Source organism: Streptomyces sp. NPDC085927 (assembly GCF_044540975.1).
Classification (GTDB): Bacteria; Actinomycetota; Actinomycetes; order Streptomycetales; family Streptomycetaceae; genus Streptomyces; species Streptomyces hirsutus.
The window spans coordinates 178,262-199,805 of record NZ_JBITSN010000008.1 but is presented as its reverse complement, the minus strand read 5'-3'; the positions used below and the strand labels follow the sequence as shown (position 1 = coordinate 199,805).

The 21,544-nt window shown below is 70.0% G+C and carries 17 protein-coding genes; 3 read left to right on the top strand and 14 right to left on the bottom strand.

Annotated elements, in window-relative coordinates; genetic code table 11:
* Nucleotides 1-16 precede the first annotated feature (16 nt).
* Nucleotides 17-814, top strand: coding sequence for a VOC family protein (locus ACIF80_RS22325; protein WP_399807234.1), 798 nt, complete (start codon nucleotides 17-19; stop codon nucleotides 812-814).
* A 170-nt stretch (nucleotides 815-984) separates the two neighbouring features.
* On the opposite strand, the gene ACIF80_RS22320 is transcribed toward ACIF80_RS22325, so the two are convergent.
* The 8 genes from ACIF80_RS22320 to ACIF80_RS22285 all read right to left on the bottom strand — a co-directional run bounded on the left by ACIF80_RS22320 (nucleotide 985) and on the right by ACIF80_RS22285 (nucleotide 9,412).
* Nucleotides 985-2,373 carry an MFS transporter gene (locus ACIF80_RS22320; RefSeq protein WP_399807232.1) on the bottom strand — a complete coding sequence of 463 codons (1,389 nt, stop codon included), beginning with the start codon at nucleotides 2,371-2,373 and terminating at the stop codon, nucleotides 985-987.
* A gap of 52 nt (nucleotides 2,374-2,425) precedes the next feature.
* Complete coding sequence (locus ACIF80_RS22315; protein ID WP_399807231.1) at nucleotides 2,426-3,349, bottom strand: amidohydrolase family protein; 924 nt, start codon at nucleotides 3,347-3,349, stop codon at nucleotides 2,426-2,428.
* 19 nt (nucleotides 3,350-3,368) lie between these two features.
* Entirely contained in the window at nucleotides 3,369-4,052 is a 684-nt protein-coding gene (gene ligK, locus ACIF80_RS22310; protein ID WP_399807228.1) for a 4-carboxy-4-hydroxy-2-oxoadipate aldolase/oxaloacetate decarboxylase, read from the bottom strand.
* A gap of 68 nt (nucleotides 4,053-4,120) precedes the next feature.
* Nucleotides 4,121-5,146, bottom strand: a complete 1,026-nt coding sequence (locus ACIF80_RS22305; RefSeq protein WP_399807225.1) for an amidohydrolase family protein — start codon at nucleotides 5,144-5,146, stop codon at nucleotides 4,121-4,123.
* Nucleotides 5,143-6,330: a 4-oxalomesaconate tautomerase gene (locus ACIF80_RS22300; protein WP_399807223.1), complete on the bottom strand. Its 1,188-nt coding sequence runs from the start codon at nucleotides 6,328-6,330 to the stop codon at nucleotides 5,143-5,145. Before ACIF80_RS22300 ends, ACIF80_RS22305 begins: the two co-directional genes overlap by 4 nt.
* A 484-nt stretch (nucleotides 6,331-6,814) precedes the next feature.
* Nucleotides 6,815-7,120, bottom strand: a complete 306-nt coding sequence (locus ACIF80_RS22295; protein WP_399807568.1) for a transposase family protein — start codon at nucleotides 7,118-7,120, stop codon at nucleotides 6,815-6,817.
* Between the two features lie 164 nt (nucleotides 7,121-7,284).
* Nucleotides 7,285-8,745, bottom strand: a complete 1,461-nt coding sequence (locus tag ACIF80_RS22290) for a sensor histidine kinase (protein ID WP_399807220.1) — start codon at nucleotides 8,743-8,745, stop codon at nucleotides 7,285-7,287.
* Nucleotides 8,732-9,412, bottom strand: coding sequence for a response regulator transcription factor (locus tag ACIF80_RS22285; protein ID WP_399807217.1), 681 nt, complete (start codon nucleotides 9,410-9,412; stop codon nucleotides 8,732-8,734). Before ACIF80_RS22285 ends, ACIF80_RS22290 begins: the two co-directional genes overlap by 14 nt.
* A 128-nt stretch (nucleotides 9,413-9,540) precedes the next feature.
* On the opposite strand from ACIF80_RS22285, the gene ACIF80_RS22280 reads away from it, so the two are divergent.
* Nucleotides 9,541-11,067, top strand: a complete 1,527-nt coding sequence (locus ACIF80_RS22280; RefSeq protein ID WP_399807214.1) for a hypothetical protein — start codon at nucleotides 9,541-9,543, stop codon at nucleotides 11,065-11,067.
* Between the two features lie 457 nt (nucleotides 11,068-11,524).
* On the opposite strand, the gene ACIF80_RS22275 is transcribed toward ACIF80_RS22280, so the two are convergent.
* The 5 genes from ACIF80_RS22275 to ACIF80_RS22255 form a co-directional block, all read right to left on the bottom strand.
* Entirely contained in the window at nucleotides 11,525-12,490 is a 966-nt protein-coding gene (locus tag ACIF80_RS22275) for a DUF6892 domain-containing protein (protein ID WP_399807212.1), read from the bottom strand.
* Between the two features lie 250 nt (nucleotides 12,491-12,740).
* Nucleotides 12,741-14,180: a GH1 family beta-glucosidase gene (locus ACIF80_RS22270; RefSeq protein ID WP_399807211.1), complete on the bottom strand. Its 1,440-nt coding sequence runs from the start codon at nucleotides 14,178-14,180 to the stop codon at nucleotides 12,741-12,743.
* 104 nt (nucleotides 14,181-14,284) lie between these two features.
* Nucleotides 14,285-15,208, bottom strand: a complete 924-nt coding sequence (locus ACIF80_RS22265) for a carbohydrate ABC transporter permease (protein WP_399807209.1) — start codon at nucleotides 15,206-15,208, stop codon at nucleotides 14,285-14,287.
* A gap of 12 nt (nucleotides 15,209-15,220) precedes the next feature.
* A complete protein-coding gene (locus ACIF80_RS22260) occupies nucleotides 15,221-16,216 on the bottom strand; it encodes a carbohydrate ABC transporter permease (protein ID WP_399807207.1) in 996 nt (331 codons plus the stop codon).
* Between the two features lie 92 nt (nucleotides 16,217-16,308).
* Nucleotides 16,309-17,619, bottom strand: coding sequence for an extracellular solute-binding protein (locus ACIF80_RS22255; protein WP_399807205.1), 1,311 nt, complete (start codon nucleotides 17,617-17,619; stop codon nucleotides 16,309-16,311).
* Between the two features lie 303 nt (nucleotides 17,620-17,922).
* Between ACIF80_RS22255 and ACIF80_RS22250 the strand changes: the two genes are divergently transcribed.
* Nucleotides 17,923-18,936 carry a LacI family DNA-binding transcriptional regulator gene (locus ACIF80_RS22250; protein WP_399807566.1) on the top strand — a complete coding sequence of 338 codons (1,014 nt, stop codon included), beginning with the start codon at nucleotides 17,923-17,925 and terminating at the stop codon, nucleotides 18,934-18,936.
* Nucleotides 18,937-19,305: 369 nt separating this feature from the next.
* Here the strand turns inward: ACIF80_RS22250 and ACIF80_RS22245 are convergent, their stop codons facing one another.
* The gene (locus tag ACIF80_RS22245; RefSeq protein ID WP_399807203.1) at nucleotides 19,306-21,234 is read right to left on the bottom strand and encodes a ricin-type beta-trefoil lectin domain protein; all 1,929 of its coding nucleotides are present in this window, start codon (nucleotides 21,232-21,234) and stop codon (nucleotides 19,306-19,308) included.
* Between the last annotated feature and the right edge of the window lie 310 nt (nucleotides 21,235-21,544).

The window sequence follows — 21,544 nt, the reverse complement described above, 5'->3', positions numbered from 1 at the left end:
AGCGAAGGGAACCGTCGTGATCACCACTGAGTTCGCCCCCGGCTCCCCCTGTTGGCTCGACCTCGGCACTCCTGACGTCCGTGCCGCGGCGGCCTTCTACGGCGCGGTGCTCGGCTGGGACTTCGAGTCCATGGGAACCGAGGGGGACGTGGAGGGCGGGATGTTCCGGAAGGACGGCAGGATCGTCGCCGGACTCGGCACCCTCACCGAGGAGGGGGCACGCTCCGCCTGGATGATCTACTACCGCGTCGACGACGCGGACGCCGCGACCCGGGCCGTGGAGAGCGGGGGCGGCACGGTGCGGGTGGCACCGACGGACCTCGACGGGTGGGGCCGCATGGCGCAGTACAGCGATCCGCTGGGAGGCCGGTTCGCCGTGTGGCAGCCGGGAACCAGCAAGGGCGTCGAGCTGGTGGACCGGCCGGGCTCCCTGTGCTGGACCGAGTTGCACACGAGCGACGCGACGGCCGCGAAGGAGTTCTACGGCGGTGTCTTCGGCTGGCAGTTCAGCGACATGGAGATGCCGGGCGGCGAGGGCACGTACCACCTCATCACTCCCGCCGGCCTTCCCGAGGAGCGGATGCACGGCGGTCTCATGGAGCTCGGTGAGGAGGACCTCGCTCCAGCCGGCGGGCACCCGTACTGGCACCCGGTCTTCGCCGTCGCCGACTGTGACGCCGCGGTCGCCGCGGCCACCGGCAACGGAGGCAGCGTGCAGATGGGGCCCGAGGACGCGGAAGGAGTCGGCCGGCTCGCCGTCTGCCTCGACCCGTGGAACGCGGACTTCGTGGTACTGACTCCGCCCGCATCCTGAGCCCCGGCACTCTGCGGGTTCGGCCCGGTCCGTCGGCCGCCGCGGGCACCCCCGGACACGCCGCCGGCCCTCCCCCTCCCCCGGCGCGGTCACCGTGTCCGCGGCCACCGACACGCGGGCGGGGCCCGGCGGTCGCCGGGCCCCGCGAGCGGATGGGGTGACGTGGGTGTTCAGGCCGTCGCGGACGCCTTGTCCAGGCGCGTCCTCGCCGCGGCCTCGGCTTCCGCCGCCAGCCGCATCTTGCGGGTCGCGGGGCCGAACAGGGCCAGCACGATGGCGCCGACGGTCCAGGTCCCGGCGATGAAGAAGAAGACCGCCTGGTAGCCGGCCCCGTTGTAGATTCCGGCGATCATGAGCGGGCCGACGGCGTTCGACAGCCGCCCGAGACCGTAGGAGATGCTGGTGCCGAGCGAGCGGCCCTTGGTGTCGTAGAGCTCGGGCGAGTACGCGTAGGCCAGAGCGGTGTAGCCGCGCTCGAAGAGGTTCACCAGGAACCCGAAGACGACGATGAGCAGCGGGGTGAAGGTCAGCCCGTAGAGCAGGCCGGACGCCGCGATGATCAGGCCGAAGACGACCAGGCACCATTTGCGTTCGAACCGGTCGGTGACCATCGCGGCGAGGTAGGAGCCGAGCGGCGCGCCGATCGTGGTCAGGGCGACGTAGAAGATCGAGTCCTCCACGCTGACGCCCTCGGCGGCCAGCAGGGTCGGCGCCCAGCTGGAGTAGCCGAAGAAGCCGATGGTCTGGGTGATCCAGAGCGCCGACAGCAGGATCGTCGGGTAGAGGAACTTCTTGTCCTTGAGCATGCCCAGGCCGGTCCTGGTGGCCGGGGCCTGGGGCTGCACGGGCTGCGCCTCGGGCAGCGGGCCGTGCTCGGCTTCGGCGTCCGCCTCGATGCGGGCCAGGATGGCTTCGGCCTCCTCGTGGCGGCCGCGGGACTCGAGCCACTGCGGGGACTCCACGATCTTCCGCAGGAAGAAGAGGAACAGGACACCCAGGGAGCCCCACAGGTAGACCAGGCGCCAGGACCAGTCGTTGACCGGCACGACGAAGGAGGCGATGAGGTTGGTGACGGGGGTGCCGCAGATGCCGATGACGATGGCGTACGCCTGGAACTTGCCGCGTTTGGCGCGGGGGTAGAGCTCGCTGATGTAGACGACGGCGACCACGGTCATCGCGGACAGTCCCGCCGAGGTCAGTACGCGGAAGACGCCGAGGGACCAGATGTCCCAGGCGAAGACGCACGCGAACGACCAGAGGGCGAACCACACGGTGGTCAGGGTGAGGGTCCTCTTGCGGCCCAGCCGGTCGGCCAGTCCGCCGGCCACGATCGAGCCGATGAACATGCCCACGAAGGACAGCGAGGTCACGTAGGCGATGGCGTTGACGTCGGAGCCCCACTGCTCGCGCACGACCGGGGCCGTGATGGCGAAGGTGTTGATGTCCGCGAACTCGAAGAAGTAGGCGAACGCCACGGCGACGAGGGTGACTCTGTGGAACTTCGAGATGGGCAACCGGTCGAGCCGGTTGGCCGTGTTGGTGGTGGGGAGGTGTTGCACTGCCCGCTCCTGGGATGGGGACCCGGCGCCGTCGCCGTGTCGGAGGTCGTGGTCAGTCGGTCTCTTCGGGCCAGTAGAGGCGCATCGGGTTGTCGACCAGCAGGGCGCGCTGCAGGCGCGGGGTCGTGGCCACGTGCGGGATGTGGTCGACGAGGAGTCCGTCGTCGGGCATGTGGTCCTTGAGGTTGGGGTGCGGCCAGTCGGTGCCCCACAGCGCCCGGTCGGTGAACTCGTCGACGACCTTGCGGGCGAACGGCACGACGTCCCGGTAGGCATGGCGCTCCCCGTCGAGGGCGCGTGGTCCGGTGACGGTGAGGCGTTCGGGGCAGGAGACCTTGACCCAGACGTCGTTGGACCCGACGAACCGCAGGAAGCGTGCGAACTCGGGGCCGTCCGGGTCCCTGGTGACATCGGGGCGGCCCATGTGGTCGACGACGAGCGGCACCGGCAGGGAGGCGAAGAAGGGGGCCAGGTCGTCCAGGTCGGCGGCCTCGAAGTAGAGGACGACATGCCATCCCAGCGGCGCGATCCGCTCGGCGACGGCCCGCAGGGCCTCGGTGGGCACGGCGTCGACCAGGCGCCGGACGAAGTTGAAGCGCACTCCCCGCACCCCGGCGTCGTGCAGTCGCCGCAGTTCCTCGTCGGTGACGTCGGGACGTACGGTGGCCACGCCGCGGGCCCGCCCGCCGGCGGTCTTCAGGGCGTCCACCAGGGCGCTGTTGTCGGCGCCGTGGCAGGTGGCCTGCACGATGACGTTGCGGGAGACGCCGAGGTGGTCGCGGAGTGCGAACAGGTCGTGCTTGGAGGCGTCGACCGGCGTGTACTTGCGCTCGGGTGCGTAGGGGAACTCCGCGGCGGGTCCGAAGACGTGGCAGTGCGCGTCCACCGCTCCTTCGGGAAGGGTGAAGGCGGGTTTGACGGGGTCTCGGTACCAGTCGAGCCACCCGGGGGTGACGGCGAAGGTCTCATCGGTCATGGGTCTGCTCCCGGGGTGGTCAGTCGACGTAGGTGAGGCCGAGCCCGGCCAGCGGTTCGCGCATTCCGTACAGGTCCAGGCCGAGCTCGCCGGCGCGGAACCGCTGCCGTTTGCCCTCCTCGGCCGCCTCGCGCCGCGCGGCGGCCTCGGCGACCTCGGCCGCCTTGGCCGCGGGAACGACGACGACGCCGTCGGCGTCCGCGACGATCACGTCGCCCGGGTTGACGAGTGCGTTGGCGACGACCACGGGCACGTTCACCGAGCCGAGCGTCGCCTTGACGGTGCCCTTGGCGTTGACGGCGCGGGAGAAGACGGGGAAGTCCATCTGCCGCAGTTCGTCGACGTCACGGCAGCCGCCGTCGATGACCAGGCCCCTGGCTCCGCGGGCGCGCAGGGACGTGGCGAGCAGCTCTCCGAAGAACCCGTCCTCGCTCTCGGTGGTGCAGCCGGCGACGACGACATCGCCGTCCCGCACCTGCTCGGCGGCCACGTGCAGCATCCAGTTGTCGCCGGGCTGGAGCAGCACGGTGACGGCGGTGCCGCACATCCTCGCGCCCTCGTAGACGGGCCGGAGGTAGGGGCGCATCAGGCCGAGGCGGCCCATCGCCTCGTGGACGGTGGCCACCCCGAAGCGCGACAGGGCGTCGACGGCCGCGCGGTCGGCGCGGGGGACGGTACGGTGGACGACTCCGAGTTCATGCACGGGGCGACTCCTTGCATTGTGCGTGAAGGGCGTGACGGGCGTGAGGGGAGGGCACGCGGCGTCGGGGGTCAGCGGCCCTGGGCGGTCAGGCGGGCGTCCAGGCGCGGGTAGACGCGCCGGGCGTTGAGTTCCTGGACGGCGGCCAGGTCCTGGGGGGAGAGTCCGGCGTTCTCGACGTAGCGGCGGGTGTCGTCGAAGTGGTGGCCGGTGCGCGGGTCGACGCCGCGTACGGCGCCGATCATCTCGGAGGCGAACAGGACGTTGCCGGCCGGGATCACGTCCAGCAGCAGATCGATGCCGGGCTGGTGGTAGACGCAGGTGTCGAAGAAGACGTTCCGCAGCAGTGACTCCTCCGGCTCCGGCTTGCCCAGCGCCTGCGCCAGGCCACGGAAGCGGCCCCAGTGGTACGGCACCGCACCGCCGCCGTGCGGGATGATCAGGCGCAGCCCGGGGAAGTCCGCGAACAGGTCCCCCTCGATCAGCTGCATGAACGCGGTGGTGTCGGCGTTGAGGTAGTGCGCCCCGGTGGTGTGGAAGGCGGGGTTGCAGCTGGTGGAGACGTGCACCATGGCGGGTACGTCCAGCTCGGTGAGCTTCTCCCACACCGGGTACCAGGACCGGTCGGTCAGCGGCGGAGCGGTCCAGTGGCCGCCGGAGGGGTCGGGGTTGACGTTGACGGTGACGGCGCCCAGTTCCAGTACGGCGCGTTCCAGCTCGGGAATGACGGTGGCCGGGTCCGCTCCCGGGGACTGGGGCAGCATCGCGCCGGGGGCGAAGCGGTCCGGGTACAGCTCGGCGACACGGTGGCACAGGTCGTTGCAGATCCGGGCCCAGGCCGAGGACGTCGCGAAGTCCCCCACGTGGTGCGCCATGAAGGAGGCACGCGGGGAGAAGACGGTGACGTCGATGCCGCGTTCGTCCATGAGCCGCAGCTGATTGGCTTCGACGGACTCGCGGATCTGTTCGTCGCTGATCACCGGGCCGGCCGGATCGGGTGCCCGCACCGGGTCCGAGAGCGCTGCGACCTGGGCGTCACGCCACTCCCCCAGGGGTGCCGGGGCGGTCGTGTAGTGGCCGTGAATGTCGATGATCATGCGGTGACTTCCTGGAGGGTGGAGGCGGGGTCCCAGACCGAGCTCGGCACGAGCAGGTCGCCGGCCATGAGCAGGCGGGCCGTGCGCAGCAGCGCGGAGCGCTCGACCCGCTGGGGGTCCTCCGGGTCGAGACCGAGGGTGACGGTGAACTCGCCGGAGGGGTGTTCGACGGTAACAACGACGTCGGTACCGGACATCGGGGCGGTGAGGTCGGCGGCGACGCTGCCCTCGATCACGCAGGCGGTGGCGACCGTGACCGCGGCCAGCACACCGATCGACTGGTGGCACACCCGTGGGATGAGGCTGCGCGTGGACAGGGTGCCGCCCCGGCCCGGCGGGGCGACGAGCGTCATCTTCGGATAGTTCTTGTCCGCGACGTCGCCCAGTCCCATGGCCCGGCCGCACACCAGCCTCAGGGCCTCCACACGGGCCTTGAGTTCGTCGTCGGCGTCGATCTCCGCCGGTGTCTCGTAGCCGGTGGCGCCCAGGCGTCCGGCGGCGACGACGGCGAGGGGCTGGCCGTTGTCGATCAGGGTGACGTCGACCGGGCCGAGTCCGGGGACGTCGACGGTGTCGCGCGCGTTCCCGGTAGGCAGCAGGGAGCCGGCGACGGAGCCCGCGGTGTCCAGGAAGCCGATCTCGACGGGAGCGGCGGTGCCGGGGACCCCGTCGATACGGGCCGGTCCCGCGTAGGCGACGTGCCGCCCCCCGGCCGGGCCCGCCGGGGTGGGGACGGTGATCTCGGCGACCATGCCGGTGTTGCGGGTGAGCACGCGGGCCGTGGTGCGGTCGGCGGTGGGGACGACCATGCCGGTCTCTATGGCGAACGGCAGCACGGCAGCGAGCATGTTGCCGCAGTTGGCCGTGGTGTCCACGGTGTCGGCACCGGGCTGCACCTGCGCGAACGTCCACTCCACGTCCACACCGGGCGCCGTCCCGGGGCGTACGAGGCCGGCCTTGCTCGTCAGCGGGTGCGCGCCGCCGATGCCGTCGATCTGGCGCGGGTCGGGCGATCCCAGCGCGGCCAGCAGCACGGCGTCCCGGATCCGGGTGTCCTCGGGCAGGGCCCGTGCGTCGAAGAACGGTCCGCGCGAGGTGCCGCCCCGCATGAACAGGCACGGAATGGCGGTCTGGGAGCCGTGAGGACGGGCCTGGCTGAGCCGGTCGGCGGTAACGCCCGGCATGGTGCCTCCGTTCCGGGTCGGTGACGTGTGCCAGGAAAACTAAACCACCAACAAGATTGTTGACAATAGCTTCGACCAAATAATCCGCAAGGCTGTCGTGGATCTTGTCGAGGAGGGAGGTCACCGGGTGGCCGGCGGCGCGGGCCGGAGACGGACAGGGGCGGAGGGACGGCCACGGCCGGTCGCACCGGTACATGGCAGAGGGCGTGGGCATGCCCTCTGCCCGGGAGGCCCGGTCCCCGGGGACCGCCGGCATCGGCGTACGGCGCCGGACGGCCGGCTTCCCACGCCCCGATGCTCGGCATGCGCTCTGCGCCCCTGACGGGGCAGGGTCAGTCCCACTGGTTGAACATCAGCCCGCCGACCGTCCCGAGACGCCAGTGAGTTGTGTTCATCTTGAACGTGCAGGTCACAGGGGTGGCGTGGGCGGGTGAGGTCATGCTCGTGCTGGTCGGCGGCGGCTGTCTGCGGTGAAGATCGTCGGTCAGCGGGCGATCTCGTGCCAGTTGAGGACCATCAGCGCGCGGACGAGCCGGGTCAGTACGCGCCAGTTCTTCAGGTGCGCGAAGGCGTGTTCGCAGACGGCTCGTTCTGCGGTGATCAGCTGGTTGACCTGCTTCTTCGCGGGCGGGATCTTCTTTCCCCTGGGCTTCTTGTAGCCGGTGATGACCGCCGGGTCGCTGCTGTCGTCGCCACCACCGTCGAGGCCGACGAGGCCGAGGCCGGCGATCGCGGCGAGGCCGGCCGCGCGGAGTCGGCCGACCAGGTCGTCGTGGCGGCAGACGGTGATCTCCGAGCCACGCGCGGGTCGGGCGGTGGAGGTCCACAGCAGCCGGGCTCAGCCAGGTGACGGGTGAAGTGGATGATCGTTTATGCGGCAGTGGCGGTGGGCGTGGTCATCTGGTGGTCATCTGGTGGTCTTCCGGTTCCGAAGGGCCGCCGCGGTGAAGCGCGTCATTTCTCGGCTGGGGTGGGGGCTCGGGGAAGGCGTAGCCGGAAGCAGGCTCCGAGGGTTCGGGAAGCCAGGGTGAGAGTGCCTTGGTGGCGGTGGGCCAGATCGCGGGCGATGGCGAGGCCCAGGCCGGTGCCGCCGTGGTCGCGGGAGCGGGCGTCGTCGAGCCGGACGAAGCGTTCGAAGATGCGCTCGGCGTCCTCGGGGGGCACGCCCGGTCCGTCGTCGTGCACCGTGAGGACGACCCAGTCGTCCTCGTTCCGGAGGGTGATCTGGATGCGGTGTGCGGCGTGGCGGGCGGCGTTGTCGAGGAGGTTGCGCAGCAGCCGTTCGAATTCGTCGTGGTTTCCGTGGACGTGTGCGGGGGCGGTGCTGTCGCAGGTGAGGGTCAACGGCCTTTCCGTAAGGGGGTATTGCTCGGTCAGCCGGGAGGCGAGGGCTGTCAGGTCGATGGTTTCGGGGTCGGCTGTGGGGGTGCGGGTGTCGAGGCGGGCGAGGAGCAGCAGGTCTTCGGCGAGAGCCTGGAGACGGCGGGTCTGTCGTGCGGCGGTGGTGGCCGCGGCGGGCCAGTCGGTGCGTTCCGGGTAGGCGAGCGCGACCTCCAGGCTGGCCAGCAGTGTGGTGAGGGGGCTGCGCAGTTCGTGGGCGGCGTCCGCGACGAAGCGGCGCTGCTGGGCGGCGGCGTTGTCGAGGCGCTGGAGGGTGGTGTTGATGGTGGTGGCCAGGGCGGTGATCTCGTGTCCCGTGGCGGGGACGGTGACACGTTCGCGGGGGTCGCTCGGGGTGACCGAGGCGGTGAGGACGCGGATGGCTTCGACCGGCCGCAGCGCGATGCGGACGGCGAAGTAGGCGGCAGCGGCGATCAGTACGAGGCCGACGAGTCCGGCCTGCAGCAGCAGGCGGTCGGTGGTCCTGGTGATCTCCTCGGCTGTCCTCGGGTGCACCACCACGTAGACCCCCAGCTTGGCGTCGGCGGCGACACCCAGAGTGGCGACCTTGTCTCTGCTCAGTTCATCGGCGTTGATAACGGTGGACATGACCCGATAGGTCCCGCCGGCCAGAGAGCTTCTGAGTCCAGAGTTGTAGTCGCGGTTCACAGGCAGGCGGACGACACTGGGCACCCCTTGCCCGGTCGGGGCGGGCAGCACATGGCGCGTGCCAGGATCGAAGTCGACCATGCCTCCGCCGTAGGCGACAGCGCTGCGTCGGCCGGTCGCGACGACCTCGTACGGCACGGTGCTTCCGCGAGCGGGAACCACACCCTCGTTCATCTGATCGACGAGAGCCCAGAGCTGTACCGAGGCTTCTTCTTCGGCGATGTACGTGCTCTCGCGGTAGACGTCGCGGTGTACCCACCAGCCGATGCCGCCGAGGATGACGGCGGCGGTCGAGGCGGCGGCCAGGGCCGTGCGGGCTCGTACCGACCGCGGCCACCAGCGACGTCGCGGCTCAGTCGCGTTCACGGTCGTCCACCAGTCGGTAGCCGGTACCCCGTACGGTCTGCAGGGACTGCCGGTGGAACGCGGCGTCCACCTTCTTGCGGAGGGCGCTGACGCGCGCCTCCACCAGGTTGGGATCCCGGGCTTCGTCGGGCCACGCGTGATAGAGCAGATCCGTTTTGGAGACCGCCTGGCCTGCCCGGCGGGCCAGCAGCTCCAGCACGGCGAACTCCCGGGGTGTGAGTTCCACTCGGGCCCCGGCCCGGCGGCAGACCCGGCCGGCGACATCCAACGAGAGGTCGCCCACGGCAAGGACGGGCGGTGCGACCGTGGCGGCTCGTCTGGCCAGGGCCCGCAGCCGTGCGACGAGCACCATGTAGGAGAAGGGTTTGGCCAGGTAGTCGTCGGCCCCCGTGTCCAGGGCCTCTGCCTGGTCCCAGTCCCCGTCCTTGGCGGTGAGTACCAGGATGGGGGTCGCGTTGCCCTCCCGGCGCAGCTGGGCGCAGACCTTGTAGCCGTTGAGTCCGGGCAGCATCAAGTCCAGTACGACGAGGGCGTATTCGCCGGTCCGGGCCATCCACAGTCCCTGTCGGCCGTCATGGGCGAGGTCGACGCTGTAGCCCTCGGCGGTCAGACCGGTGTGCAGGGTGTGGGCAAGGTCCACCTCGTCTTCGACCACCAGGATGCGCATGTGGTGCAGCCTCGCACAGCGCCGGTCCGCCTTCCTGATCGGCCGGTCAGGTTGGGTCAGCATCCGGTCAACGAGGTCCGGGCACGCTGGCGGAGTTTCTTCGCCACTGCTGAAAGGCCCTGTCGCTGATGTCCGTTGATGAACGTGGTCCCGCCGTGATCAAGACGGTTTCCCCTCCCGTACCCGCCCGTCGACAATCACCGAGCCCGGCCAAAGCCGTTGTCGTCATCGCGCCCTTGTCGCTGACCATCGCTCTAGGACTCTGGGGTATCCGCAGGCAGAACACCATGTGGGGGGACGAGTCCGTCACCTATCAGCTCGCGCACCGCGATCTTTCGCAGATATGGCTCACCGCCCAGCATGTTGATCTGGTCCATGCCCTCTACTACGCCGTGATGCATGAGATCTTCGGTCTCTTCGGCGGAGGGCTGCTGACGTTGCGGCTGCCGTCTGTGCTGGCAATGTCCGCGGCGGCGAGCGGAGTCGGGCTTCTGGGGCTACGTCTGGCGGGGCCCCGTGCCGGGCTGCTGGCCGGGCTGGTGTTTCCGCTCCTTCCCCAGGTACAGAAGTACGCGCAGGAAGGCCGCTCGTATGCCATGGTCTGTGCCCTGGTCACCTGGGCCACCTATGCGCTCGTGGTCAGCGTCCCGCATCGCGCCCGGTGGCGGTGGGCGGTCTATGGCTCCACCATGCTGCTGGCCTGCCTGCTCCATGAGTTCGCGGTCCTCGCCCTGGTTGCACACGGCGTCACACTGGTCGTCTCCCGTGTTCCACGACCGGCGCTGAGGGCGTGGAGTGTGGCTGCCGCGGGCGTTGTGGCCGGGCTGTTGCCGCTGGCGATCTGCAGTGCGGGGCAGTCGGGGCAGGTGTCCTGGATCGGCGGACCGGTGCGGCTTCGTTATCTCCTGGTTGTGGCGGTCGTGGGCGTGGCGTGTGCCCGAGCGCCCCTGGGGGTGAGGGGGCCCGTGCGGCTTTCCGTGCTGGCTGTGCCGATTCTTGTGCTTCCGGGCCTTCTGCTGCTGATCGCCTCACTGGTCAAGCCCCTTTTCGTCGACCGGTACGTGCTCTACAGCAATATCGGAATCGCCTTGCTGCTGGGCGCCTGGATGGATTACTTCCACCGGCTGCAGCAGTCTTCCCGCAACGCGTGGATCGCGGCGGTTGCCGTACTGGCCGCGCTCGTCCCGCCGAGCCTTTCGCTGAGGACGCCCCAGAGCCGGAGCAATGACGTCACTGCCATCGGCGCCACCGTACGCAAGGAAAGCCGTCCCGGCGACGGGCTGCTCCATCTCTCCGGCCAGCACCGGATCTTGACTGCGGCCAACCCCGAGGACACCCGTTCTCTGACAGATCTCGCCCTGGCACAGGATCCCGTTTCGTCGAACACACTTGCAGGTATCGAGCTTCCCGCCCAGGATATTGCGGCACGCATGCTGGAATTCGACCGGATCGTCGCGGTCCGCGCGGCGGGTGCGCACTCGCCGACCAACCCGCAGGAGGAAGCGAAAACAAGCACCCTGCGGCGCCACTTCCGCGAGTACGGAACAACCCATGTCAACGGGGCGCGAGTCACCGTCTATGTCCGAGACCACGACCCGTCTCCGAAGGCCGGTCCTGGGTCCAACAGCCCGGGAGCGAGCGGTGGGGTGAGGTGACCGCGACCGGTGCCGGCCCGGCCGTCACCACCGCCGTCACCCTGTCTCGACCCGGAAGCCACGGACCTTGACCTGCCGGTCGCTGCTGCCGTGGGAGGCTGCGGCTGTTCTCCGCCGCTGCCCAACTCATCGCGACCGCACGCCAACGGCACCTGCGATTCGCCCGCCACTGGCCATGGGCGGAAGAGATCACCGACACGATCAGTCGGTTCGGCACCTTCCCGGGCCCAGGCTGACCGCCAACAGCCCGGGAAGGATCCAGGACGTCGGGGATGTCGGTGATGTCGATCTCCTCGAACCCCGACGAGCAGCAGAGCCACCGACGGGACCGCGGCAACCGGCGCCCACCCGATGCGACGAGCGGGCCGCCTGCGCGCCCGCACACGCACCGCGACGGCGAATGGGGCGGCAACCGAAACTGACGACCGAACACGAAAGGCCGAGGGCAGAGCGAAAGTCAGGTAGCGATTTGAGGAGTGCCAGTCATGCCGGTGCTCTCGGGATCGTGGCGATCACGTCGATTTCCACTGCTGCGTCCAGGGCCAGGTCGGTGACGCCGACCGTGGTGCGGCTTGACAATGGGCCACCAAACCACGTCCGGTATGCCGCATTGAGACCTGTACAGCCTGAATCCGTCCTGGTCAGCGGTGCCGGCGTGGGTGGCCGGTGGCGTACTTGTGCTGGTCGAGGGCGGGAGGCTGGAGTGCGGATCGTCTGACACGTCCCGGATGGGGGTTCTTGGCTTCGGCCGTGAGATGTTCGGCGGGGCTCCTACGGTTCCCTGAGGGCGTCTGGCCGTTGGGGAGGGGAAGGCGTGTCGTCGCTGGAGAAGATCGCAGGTCGCCGGGCTGAGCTGGACGAGCTTGCCGAGCAGTTGGCCGAGGTGGACGCCGAGCGTGAGGAACTCGCGGTCGCGGGGGCGGGTGCTGCGCCGGCTGTACGAACAGGAGGCCGAGGCCGCCGGACAGGACGTCGGTTTGCCGTAGCAGGTGCAGGTCGCGGGCCGGTCAGTTCTGAAGGTGCCGCACCGCCGGGAGGTGGTGGATGCGTCCGCGCTGCCGGGCGACCACCGGCGGATGCTGCAGATTGTGCAGGCCGCGGGCGGCCCGGTGATGGTCAAGGATGTCCGGTTCACCATGGGTGAGGGGCGTTCCGTCACGTCCTGGTCGGCCGTGATGCCCCGGCGCTCGAGGACGTCCGCCAGGTCGGGGCCCAGGAACTCCGCGCCCAGGACGCGGCGGAGGTTCGGGAGGAGAGCGAGGTCGTCGAGGGAGGCGATGCCGAACAGGTCGTCCTCACCGTCCCAGACCGGTGCGCACTCCTGGTACACCCGGTTGCCGCCGTCCATGCACAATTCCTCGACGCCGGACAGGAGTTCGTCACCGATCTCCAGCGACTCGAAGTACGCGCGCGCCTCGGGCACCACCTTGTACGCCAGGTCGTGCTCCTGGGCGTACTCCCAGGGGTCGTCGCCGAGACCTTCTCCTTCAGAAGGCCGGCCAGACGGAACCGCGGGGTCAGCTTCTCGTCGATGTACATGAGCTGCTCGATGACGACGAGCTTGAAGTCGAAGTCCTTGAACGGGCCATGGAAGCGACCCTGATCCACCGTGCGGGCGGCTCTCCCCGCCCCGGTGCGGGACCCGCGAGGGTGCCGCACCGGGCCGCTTCCGGTCAGGCGCCGGGGAGGACGCCGCTGCGGACCACCTCGGCGTACCAGCGGGCGCTGGCCTTCGGGATGCGGGTGCCGGTCGGGTAGTCCACGTAGACGGCGCCGAAGCGCTTGCTGTAGCCGTGGGCCCACTCGAAGTTGTCCAGCAGGGACCACAGGAAGTAGCCGCGTACGTCCGCGCCGTCCACGATGGCCCGGTGGACGGCGGCCAGGTGGCCGCGCACGTAGGCGATCCGCGCGGGATCGTTGACCTGGCCGGAAGGGTCGGCGTAGTCGTCGAACGCCGCGCCGTTCTCGGTGATGTACAGCGGCAGCCGCGGGAAGTCGGCGGCCAGGCGGCGCAGCAGGTCGTACAGGCCGGAGGGGTCGACGGCCCAGCCCATGGCGGTGGTCTCGCCGGGCGGCTGGTGGAAGGCGACCTTGTCGGCGCCCGGCCAGGGGCTGTGGGCGCTCCTGCCGTGTCCGTCGGAGGTGTGGGTGCCGCTGCCGTCGGTCGCGGAGACGACGGTGGGGGTGTAGTAGTTCACGCCGAGGAAGTCCAGCGGCTGGTGGATCTGCCGCAGGTCGCCGTCGCGCACGAAGGACCAGTCGGTCAGTTCCGCGGTGTCCTTGAGCAGGTCCTCCGGGTAGGCGCCCTGGAGCATCGGGCCGGTGAAGACCCGGTTGGCGAGCGCGTCGATGCGCCGGACCGCGTCGGTGTCGGCGTCGTCGGCGGTGAGCGGGCGGACCTGGTGGATGTTGAGGGTGACCGAGCACCGGGCGTCGGCGGGGAGGCGGTCGCGCAGTGCCTGGACGGCCAGACCATGGGCCAGGTTGAGGTGGTGGGCGGCGCGCAGGGCGGCGACCGGGTCGGTGCGGCCGGGGGCGTGCACGCCGGAGCCGTAGCCGAGGAAGGCGCTGCACCAGGGCTCGTTCAGGGTGGTCCAGGTCTTCACGCGGTCGCCCAGGGCGTCCGCGGCGAGGGCCGCGTACTCGGCGAACCGCTCGGCCGTGGCGCGCTCGGGCCAGCCTCCGGCGTCCTCCAGCTCCTGCGGCAGGTCCCAGTGGTAGAGGGTGGCGACGGGCTGGATGCCCTTGTCCAGCAGGTCGTCGGCGAGGCGCCGGTAGAAGTCCAGGCCCTTCTGGACGGCGGGGCCGCGGCCGGTGGGCTGGATCCGGGGCCAGGCGAGGGAGAAGCGATAGGCGCCCAGGCCGAGTTCGGCCATGAGGGCGACGTCCTCGCGCCAGCGGTGGTAGTGGTCGGTGGCGGTGTCACCGGTGTCGCCGTTGCGGACCCGGCCGGGGGTGCGGGCGTAGGTGTCCCAGATGGACGGTGTGCGGCCGTCCTCGGCGGCGGCCCCCTCGATCTGGTAGGAGGCGGTCGCGGAGCCCCAGAGGAAGCCCCTGGGGAAGGTGCGGGCGGCGTCCGGGGCGGACGCGGTCTGCTGTGCTGCGGTGACCACGTAAGTCCTTTCGGGGTGGTGGGGGTGGTTCGCGGGCGCGCGTACCGGACCGGACGGCGAGGCGGCCGGGCCGGGTGCGGCGGGTCGGCCCTTCATGCGGCGGGTCAGCCCTTGACGGCGCCCGCCATGATGCCGCTGACGATCTGGCGGCCGAAGACGATGAACATCGCCAGCAGCGGCAGGGTGCCGAGCAGCGCGCCGGCCATGATCAGCGACTGGTCGCGGACGTAGCCCGCGCTGAGCTGGGTGAGGGCGACGGGGACCGTCGGGTTGGTCATGTCGAGCACCACGAACGGCCAGAAGAAGTCGTTCCACGCGTGCACGAACGTGATCATGAACAGGACCGCCATCGCGGGCCGTGCGACGGGCAGCACGATGCTCCAGAAGATCCGCAGCGAGTGCGCCCCGTCCACGCGTCCGGCCTCGACGAGTTCGTCCGGCAGCGCCTCCGACAGGTACTGCCGCATGAAGAAGACGCCGACCGCGCTCACCAGGGTGGGGAAGATGACGGCGGGCAACTGCTGGGACCAGCCCAGCTCCGACATCATCATGAACAGGGGTACGACGCCGAGCTGCGGCGGCACCAGCATGGTGCCGATCACCAGCATGAGCAGGGCGTTGCGCCCCTTGAACCGCAGCTTGGCGAAGGCGAAGCCCGCCAGGGTCGCGAACATCACCGTGGACAGGGCGATCACTCCGGCCACGATCAGGCTGTTGATCATGGCCTTGCCCATGGCCGCCTCGTCCCAGGCGCGGGCGAGGTTGCTGAACAGGTTCGGACCGGGCAGGAACGGCGGCGGCGTCTGGCTGACCCGGGTGTTGTCGGTGGAGGCCGCCACCATCGTCCAGTACAGCGGGAAGATCGACAGCACCGCCATGACGGCGAGCAGGACGTAGGCGAGCGGGCCCGCGTGGTGCTGGCGGCCGGCGCGCGGGCGCATCAGCCGGCGTCCGCCGCCGCGGCCCGGCTTCTCGGCGGGGGTCCCGGCCGGGGTGTCCGTCCGGGCCGGGAGACTGTGGGTGGTCATGGCGACTCCAGGTCAGGACGTACGGGAACGCAGGCGCTTGATCAGGCGCTGCGCCACGAAGACGAGGACGAGCAGCAGGAACATCGCCCACGCGACGGTGGCCGAGCGGCCCATCTGGTAGTTCTTCCAGCCCTCCTCGTACAGCAGCAGGCCCAGCGTCTGGTACTGGTTGTCCGCGCCGCCGGTGACGCCGTTGGGCCCCTGGCCGAAGATCAGCGGTTCACCGAACAGCTGGGTGGCGCCGATCGTGGAGAGCACGATGGTGAAGACGATGGTGGAGCGGATGCCGGGGACGGTGACGTGGGTGAACTGCTTCCACCGGGAGGCGCCGTCGATGGCCGCGGCCTCGTACCGTTCGGCGGGGATCGCCTGCATGGCGGCCAGGTAGAGCAGCGCGTTGTAGCCGGTCCAGCGCCAGATGACGATGGTGGAGATCGCGACCTGGGCGGGCCACTTGTCGGCCTCCCAGTCCACCGGGTCGATGCCGACCGTGCCGAGCGCCCAGTTGATCATGCCGAAGTCGCGTTCGAAGATCATGGTGAAGACGAGGGCGGCGGCGGCGACCGAGGTGGCGTAGGGGACCAGCGAGGCGACGCGGAAGAACAGCGAGGCGCGCATCCGGTAGTTGAGCAGGTGCGCCAGCCCGAGCGCCATCAGCAGCTGCGGCACCGTGGAGATGACACCGATGGTGAGGGTGTTCGCCAGCGCGTTCCAGAACCGTGAGTCGTTCCAGAGTGCGACGTAGTTGTCGAACGCCACCCATTCCATGATGTCGAGGGTGGCCAGTTCCACCCGGTGCAGGGAGATCCACGACGTGTAGACGAGGGGATAGAAACTGAAGGCGGCGAAGACGACGAAGAACGGTGCGACGAACGCGTACGGGGCGCCTCTGACGTCGAGCCGGTGCAGCAGCGCGCCGCGCCGCCGGGCGGTGCCCTCGCCGTCCGTCTTCGGCGGCGGGCCCGAGGGCTCCCCGCCGGCCAGGGCCTTGGTGGTGGAGGTGGCCACCCGACTTTTCCTTCCTGGGAGCGGATGTGTGAGCCGCCCCGGGCCCGCCGGCAGGTTGCGGACGGGCCCGGACGGCCGAGGGGCGCGACGGGTCAGCCGACGGCCTTCTCGATGCGCTCCGCGGTGGTCTTCCACGCCTCGTCACGCGGGGTGTCCTGCTGCTCGATCAGGGTCAGCCCTTGGGAGAAGGTGTCCTTGATCGTGCCGTCCTTGCGGCCCAGGACCTGCTTGTCGGGGATCTCCTGGGCGGCGGCGCCGAAGATCTCGCCGATCGGAGCGTCGCTGAAGTACTCCGCGGTGACGTTCTTGACGTCGTCGCGCTCCAGCGCCTCCTGGGAGGACGGGACCGCGCCCTGCTCCTTGAAGATGTGGGCCTGCTGCTCCGGGGCGGTCAGCCACGCGACGAGCTTCTTGGCCTCCTCCTTCACCGGGCTCTTGTCCACCACGCCGAGGAAGGAGCCGCCCCAGTTGGCGCCCTTGGGGGCCTTGGCGACGTCCCACTTGCCCTTGTTCGCCTCGCCGGCCTTCTCGCCGATGTGGCCGAGCATCCACGCCGGGCAGACGGCGGTGGCGAACGTTCCGTTGGCCAGGCCCGGGTCCCAGCCCGGCTGGAACTGGCGGAGCTTGGCGCTCAGGTCGTCCTCCGCGGCGTCGGCGGCGAGGCTCCAGGCCTCCTTGACGGCCGGGTTCTTGTCGTAGATCAGCTCGCCCTGCTCGTCGTAGTACTGCTCGGGGTAGCCGTAGACCATGGCGTTGAACAGGCCGCTGGCCGAGTCCATGTAGGACACGCCGTCACCCTTGAAGTCCTTCTTGAAGGCGCGTCCGACCTCGACGTACTTCTTCCAGTCGCCCTCCCACAGCTTGGCGACCTCCTCGCGGTCGGTGGGCAGGCCCGCCTTCTCGAAGTGGTCCTTGCGGTAACAGACGGCCATCGGGCCGATGTCGGTGCCCAGGCCCAGCACCTTGCCGTCCTCGGTGGTGATCTGGGACTGCTTCCAGGGCAGGAAGTGGTCGCTGCCCGCGACGTCGGCGAAGTCGGCGAACTTGCCGGCCTGGGTCTCGACGATCTCCTTGGCCCGGCCGATCTCGATGCCCTGGATGTCCTTCAGGCCCTTGCCGGCGGCGAGCCGGGTCTGCAGCGCGGTGTAGTACGTCTGCTCGTCGCCGGCGACCTCGGCCTTGATCTCGACGTCCGGGTTCTCCTTCTCGTACTGCTCGAGAAGTCCCGTCTCCTTGAAGCCCATCACCCCGTACATGCCCATGGTGATGACGACCTTGCCGTCCTTCTTGCCGCCGCCAGTGACCGAATCGTCACTGCTGCTGCAGCCGACGACGAGCGTCAGCGCGCCGACGACCGCGGCCGCCGCCACCGCCCTCGTACGCATCGAACCGGGACTGCCCATGGATCTCCTCCTAGCGACGGCGCTGACGCACCGGAGTGACGATTTCTGCGATGACCACAGCGGCTCTGGCAATGGGGTGGGAACGTGCCCAACTCGGGGTGGGAACGTGCCCATCGATGGACCGAAGACTCCTGGCAGCACAGCCGGTCTGTCAATGACTTGAACACAACTCGTAGTCCGGGGCCGATGTCCGCCGTTCGGTCCCCGGGCCCTGACGCGCTTCCGCTCTTGCCCTGTCTGCAAGAATTGCCGCTGGTCAACTCCGCGGCCGGTGTCGCCGCGACCGCCGAAGAGGGGGAGCACATGGCCGGGGACCGCCGTCCCACGATCAAAACCGTCGCCGCCCGTGCCGGCGTGGGCCGGACCACGGTGTCCCGCGTCGTCAACGGCTCGGATCTGGTCAGTGCCGACGCGCGGTCCAGGGTCCTGGCGGCGATCAAGGAGCTGAACTACGTTCCGAACTCGGTCGCCCGCGGCCTGGTGACCAACCGCACCAACGCCGTGGCCCTGGTGATCCCGGAGTCGGAGAGCCGGCTCGGTTCGGAACCGTTCTTCGCCGCGCTGATCAGGGGCGTCAGCGGCGCCCTCGCCGAGAGCCGGACCCAGCTCCAGCTGATGCTCGTCCGCGACCAGGCCGAACGGGACCAGCTGACCGAGTCGGTGGCGACGCGCCGTGTGGACGGCGTTCTTCTGGTCTCCGTCCATTCCGAGGACCGGTTGCCGGGCATGCTGGAGGAGATGGGGCTGCCCACCGTGCTGGCCGGCCGCCGCGACGCGGGCGAGCGGCTGAGCTACGTCAGCTCCGACAACGCCGGAGGCGCCGCCGAGGCGGTCCGGCACCTGCTGCGCGGCGGCAGGACCAGGATCGCCACGATCACCGGACCGCTGGACATGGACGTCGGCCGCAGCCGGCTCGCCGGCTGGCGTGACGCCCATCGGGAGGCAGGAGTGCCCGCGAGTGAACTCCTGGCCGAGACGGGCGACTTCACCGAGGAGGGCGGCAGCCGTGCGATGCGTTCGCTTCTTGAACGCGTCCCGGACCTGGACGCCGTCTTCGCCGCCTCCGACTTGATGGCGGTCGGTGCCCTGGCCGAACTGCGCCGCCACAAGCGGCAGGTGCCCGGTGATGTCGCCGTCGTCGGATTCGAGGACTCCGTCCTCGCCCGCCACACCAACCCGCCCCTGACGACGGTGCGTCAGCCGGTGGAGGAACTGGGCCGCACGATGGCCCGGATCCTCACCGACATCACCCAGCACGGCGCGCCCCGCCAGCAGTTGACGCTGCCGACGGAGCTGGTGGTGCGCGAGTCGTCCTGAGGCGTCCCTTTCGGATCACCGGATCGCTGCTCCGAGGTGCCGGTACGTCACCTGTGTGCCGGCGTCCGCGTCACAGGTGGTCCGGTACCGGTGGTTCGTGGACGTTCACCGGATACCGGGTGCGAAGACGGGGGAAGGCGGTGGGCGTCGCAGCCTGCGGGGGAGAAATCCCTTGATCGGTTCGGCGATCGGTTCGACGCACTCGCGATGATCCGACCGGCTGTCAGGCGGACACGATCACACGGCGCCGCCTCGCGGGTGCGCCCGGAGCGGCTCCGGGCGCACCCGCCGCCGAGGTTCACGGACGACAGCGGCCGGGCCCGGGGGGCCCGGCCGGGAGGGGTGGCCGGGTGGGGCGGCCCGGTGGGGTCAAGTGGCGTTCAGGGTCCATTTCTGGTTCGCGGCGCCGGTGCAGGTCCAGATCTGGGCGGGGGTGCCGTCCGCGGAGTTGTTGCCGGTGACGTCGAGGCACTTGTCCGCGCCGGTGTTGACCACATCGTGGGTCGTGGGGTTGTACGACCATTGCTGCGCCGTGCTGCCGTTGCAGCCGTAAAGCTGCACTCGGGCGCCGTCGGCCGTCGAGGCACCGGTCACGTCCAGACACTTGCCGAGCGCCCGCACGCTGCCGTCGGCGCTCACGGTCCAGCGCTGGGCCGCCGTGCCGTTGCAGGTGTGGAGCTGCACCGCGGTGCCGTCGGCCGTGGCTCCGCCGGCCACGTCCAGGCACTTGCCCGCGAGCCCGGTGAGGGTGCCGGTGCTGCCGCCCGGGTTGCCCGACGGGGTGCCGGACCAGGTGAAGGTGGCGGTGGTGCGGGCGGGGAGGCTGTAGGTGAAGGACTGACCGCCCCAGTCGACGCGGACCGACCGGGCGGAGGTGCCCCCGTTGTGGGCGATCAGGGCCTTGGAGCCGTCGGGGTTGCGCCAGGCCACGTTGGACACCGTGGTGCCGGCGGTGGAGGCGATCCGGTGGGCGCCGGGCCTGACGAACTTGGTCAGGTGGCCGGTGGTGTAGTACTCGACCGTGTAGTCGACCTGCCCTGCCCGCGGGCCGCCCTCCTGCACGGTGATCAGACCGGTGCAGGTACCGCAGCCTCCGTTGTGCGGTCCCCTGTCCTGGTTGAGCGCCAGGCTCCATTTGACCAGGCTGCTGCTCCAGTTGCGGGCGTAGTTGACGATGTCGGCCAGGTCCTCGTTGTGCTGGTTGCCGATCCAGGTGCCGCCGGAGTGCTCGGTGCTGAACTGACGGACGTTCGGGTACTGGCCGTGCACCTGGCTGCCCACCGCGGGATCACCGGCGTAACCGTGCCAGGCGATGCCGCCGAAGAGCGGGTCGTCGCGCACCCCGGCGTCCGCCAGGATGGGCGCGCCGAAGCCCGCGTAGTCACCGTAGTTCCAGTCGTGGACGAGGACCTTGGTGTCGATCCCGGCGGCGCGGAAGGCCGGGTAGACGTGGTTCTTGGTGAACTCGACCAGCCCGGAGGGGTTCCAGCTCATGCCTGGGTAGTTCATGGCCGTGGGGTTGCCGGCCTGACAGCAGTTCGGTTCGTTCTGGACGGACAGGTAGTCGACGTCCACGCCGGCGGCCCGGTAGCTCTGGATGTACTTGACCAGGTACTGGGCGTACAGGGGGTAGTACTCCCATTTCAGCCAGCCCATCTGGTCCATGCGGCCGTTGTCCTTCATCCAGCCGGGCGCGCTCCAGGGCACACCCTTGACCCGCAGTTGCGGGTTGAGCTGCTGGGCCTGCGCGGTGAGGAGCCGGACATTCGTGTCGTAGCCGTTGGTGCCGAAGTCGGACAGGTCGCAGCAGGTGTCGTCGAGCGAGACATGGCCCGGCCGGGACAGGTCGGAGGCGCCGATCGGGTTGCGGACGAAGGACAGCCCGATGCCGTCCGTCGGTGAGAACAGTCTGCGCATCACGGCGTCGCGGGTCGGGGCACTGACGGCGCCGCCGCGCAGCAGATGGGCGGTGGTGTCGGTGAGGGAGGCGCCGCCTCCCTCGAACTGCTGGTAGGTCGTCCTCTCGTCGACGGTGATCGTCTGGTCGGCGCCGCCTCCGGCGGGGCCGAAGCTCACCGGTGTCTGCGGGGCCAGGCCTCGGGTGACGTTGCGGCCGCCCGCGTCGGACGTCGTGGTGAGCCATACGTCGACGCGCTCACCCGCGGCCGCCGCCTGCTGCGTGGCGCCGGGAGCGAGTGTCAGGGCGAGGGCGAGGCCGAGGACGGCGGCCGGTATCGCGAGGAGCCGGCGAAAGAGGGGTGTACCGCGGAGCGGGACACGTCTGCGCAGGGGCGTCATGGGCGTGACCTCTCGGTGGGGGTGTCCTCACCTTCAGGACCCTCAGCGCCTTCAGGACGCCGGGGGCCTTCAGGGGGTGAACGCGGGTCGGGGAGACCTGGCGGAGGCGACGGTGTCGGGGCCGCCCACGAGGACGTGATGAGGTACGAGGTGAGAACTGCGGGTTGTGCCGTGCCGGCAAACCGATCGGCTTATCTCAAGTCATGATTGAACTCTTAAGGCATGTCCCCGTCAATACAGAAGTCTGCGGAATCCGGTGCGTCCCGTGGAGCCTTCACCCCCGCGCCATCACTTCTTGGCTACGGCCATC

Coding starts and splice junctions, on each gene's coding strand:
- ACIF80_RS22315 (WP_399807231.1), bottom strand. CDS start 3,349: ATGACCGATGAGACCTTCGCCGTCACCCCCGGGTGGCTCGACTGGTAC.
- ACIF80_RS22305 (WP_399807225.1), bottom strand. CDS start 5,146: ATGATCATCGACATTCACGGCCACTACACGACCGCCCCGGCACCCCTG.
- ACIF80_RS22300 (WP_399807223.1), bottom strand. CDS start 6,330: ATGCCGGGCGTTACCGCCGACCGGCTCAGCCAGGCCCGTCCTCACGGC.
- ACIF80_RS22285 (WP_399807217.1), bottom strand. CDS start 9,412: ATGCGCATCCTGGTGGTCGAAGACGAGGTGGACCTTGCCCACACCCTG.
- ACIF80_RS22280 (WP_399807214.1), top strand. CDS start 9,541: ATGTCCGTTGATGAACGTGGTCCCGCCGTGATCAAGACGGTTTCCCCT.
- ACIF80_RS22265 (WP_399807209.1), bottom strand. CDS start 15,208: ATGACCACCCACAGTCTCCCGGCCCGGACGGACACCCCGGCCGGGACC.
- ACIF80_RS22255 (WP_399807205.1), bottom strand. CDS start 17,619: ATGGGCAGTCCCGGTTCGATGCGTACGAGGGCGGTGGCGGCGGCCGCG.
- ACIF80_RS22250 (WP_399807566.1), top strand. CDS start 17,923: ATGGCCGGGGACCGCCGTCCCACGATCAAAACCGTCGCCGCCCGTGCC.
- ACIF80_RS22245 (WP_399807203.1), bottom strand. CDS start 21,234: ATGACGCCCCTGCGCAGACGTGTCCCGCTCCGCGGTACACCCCTCTTT.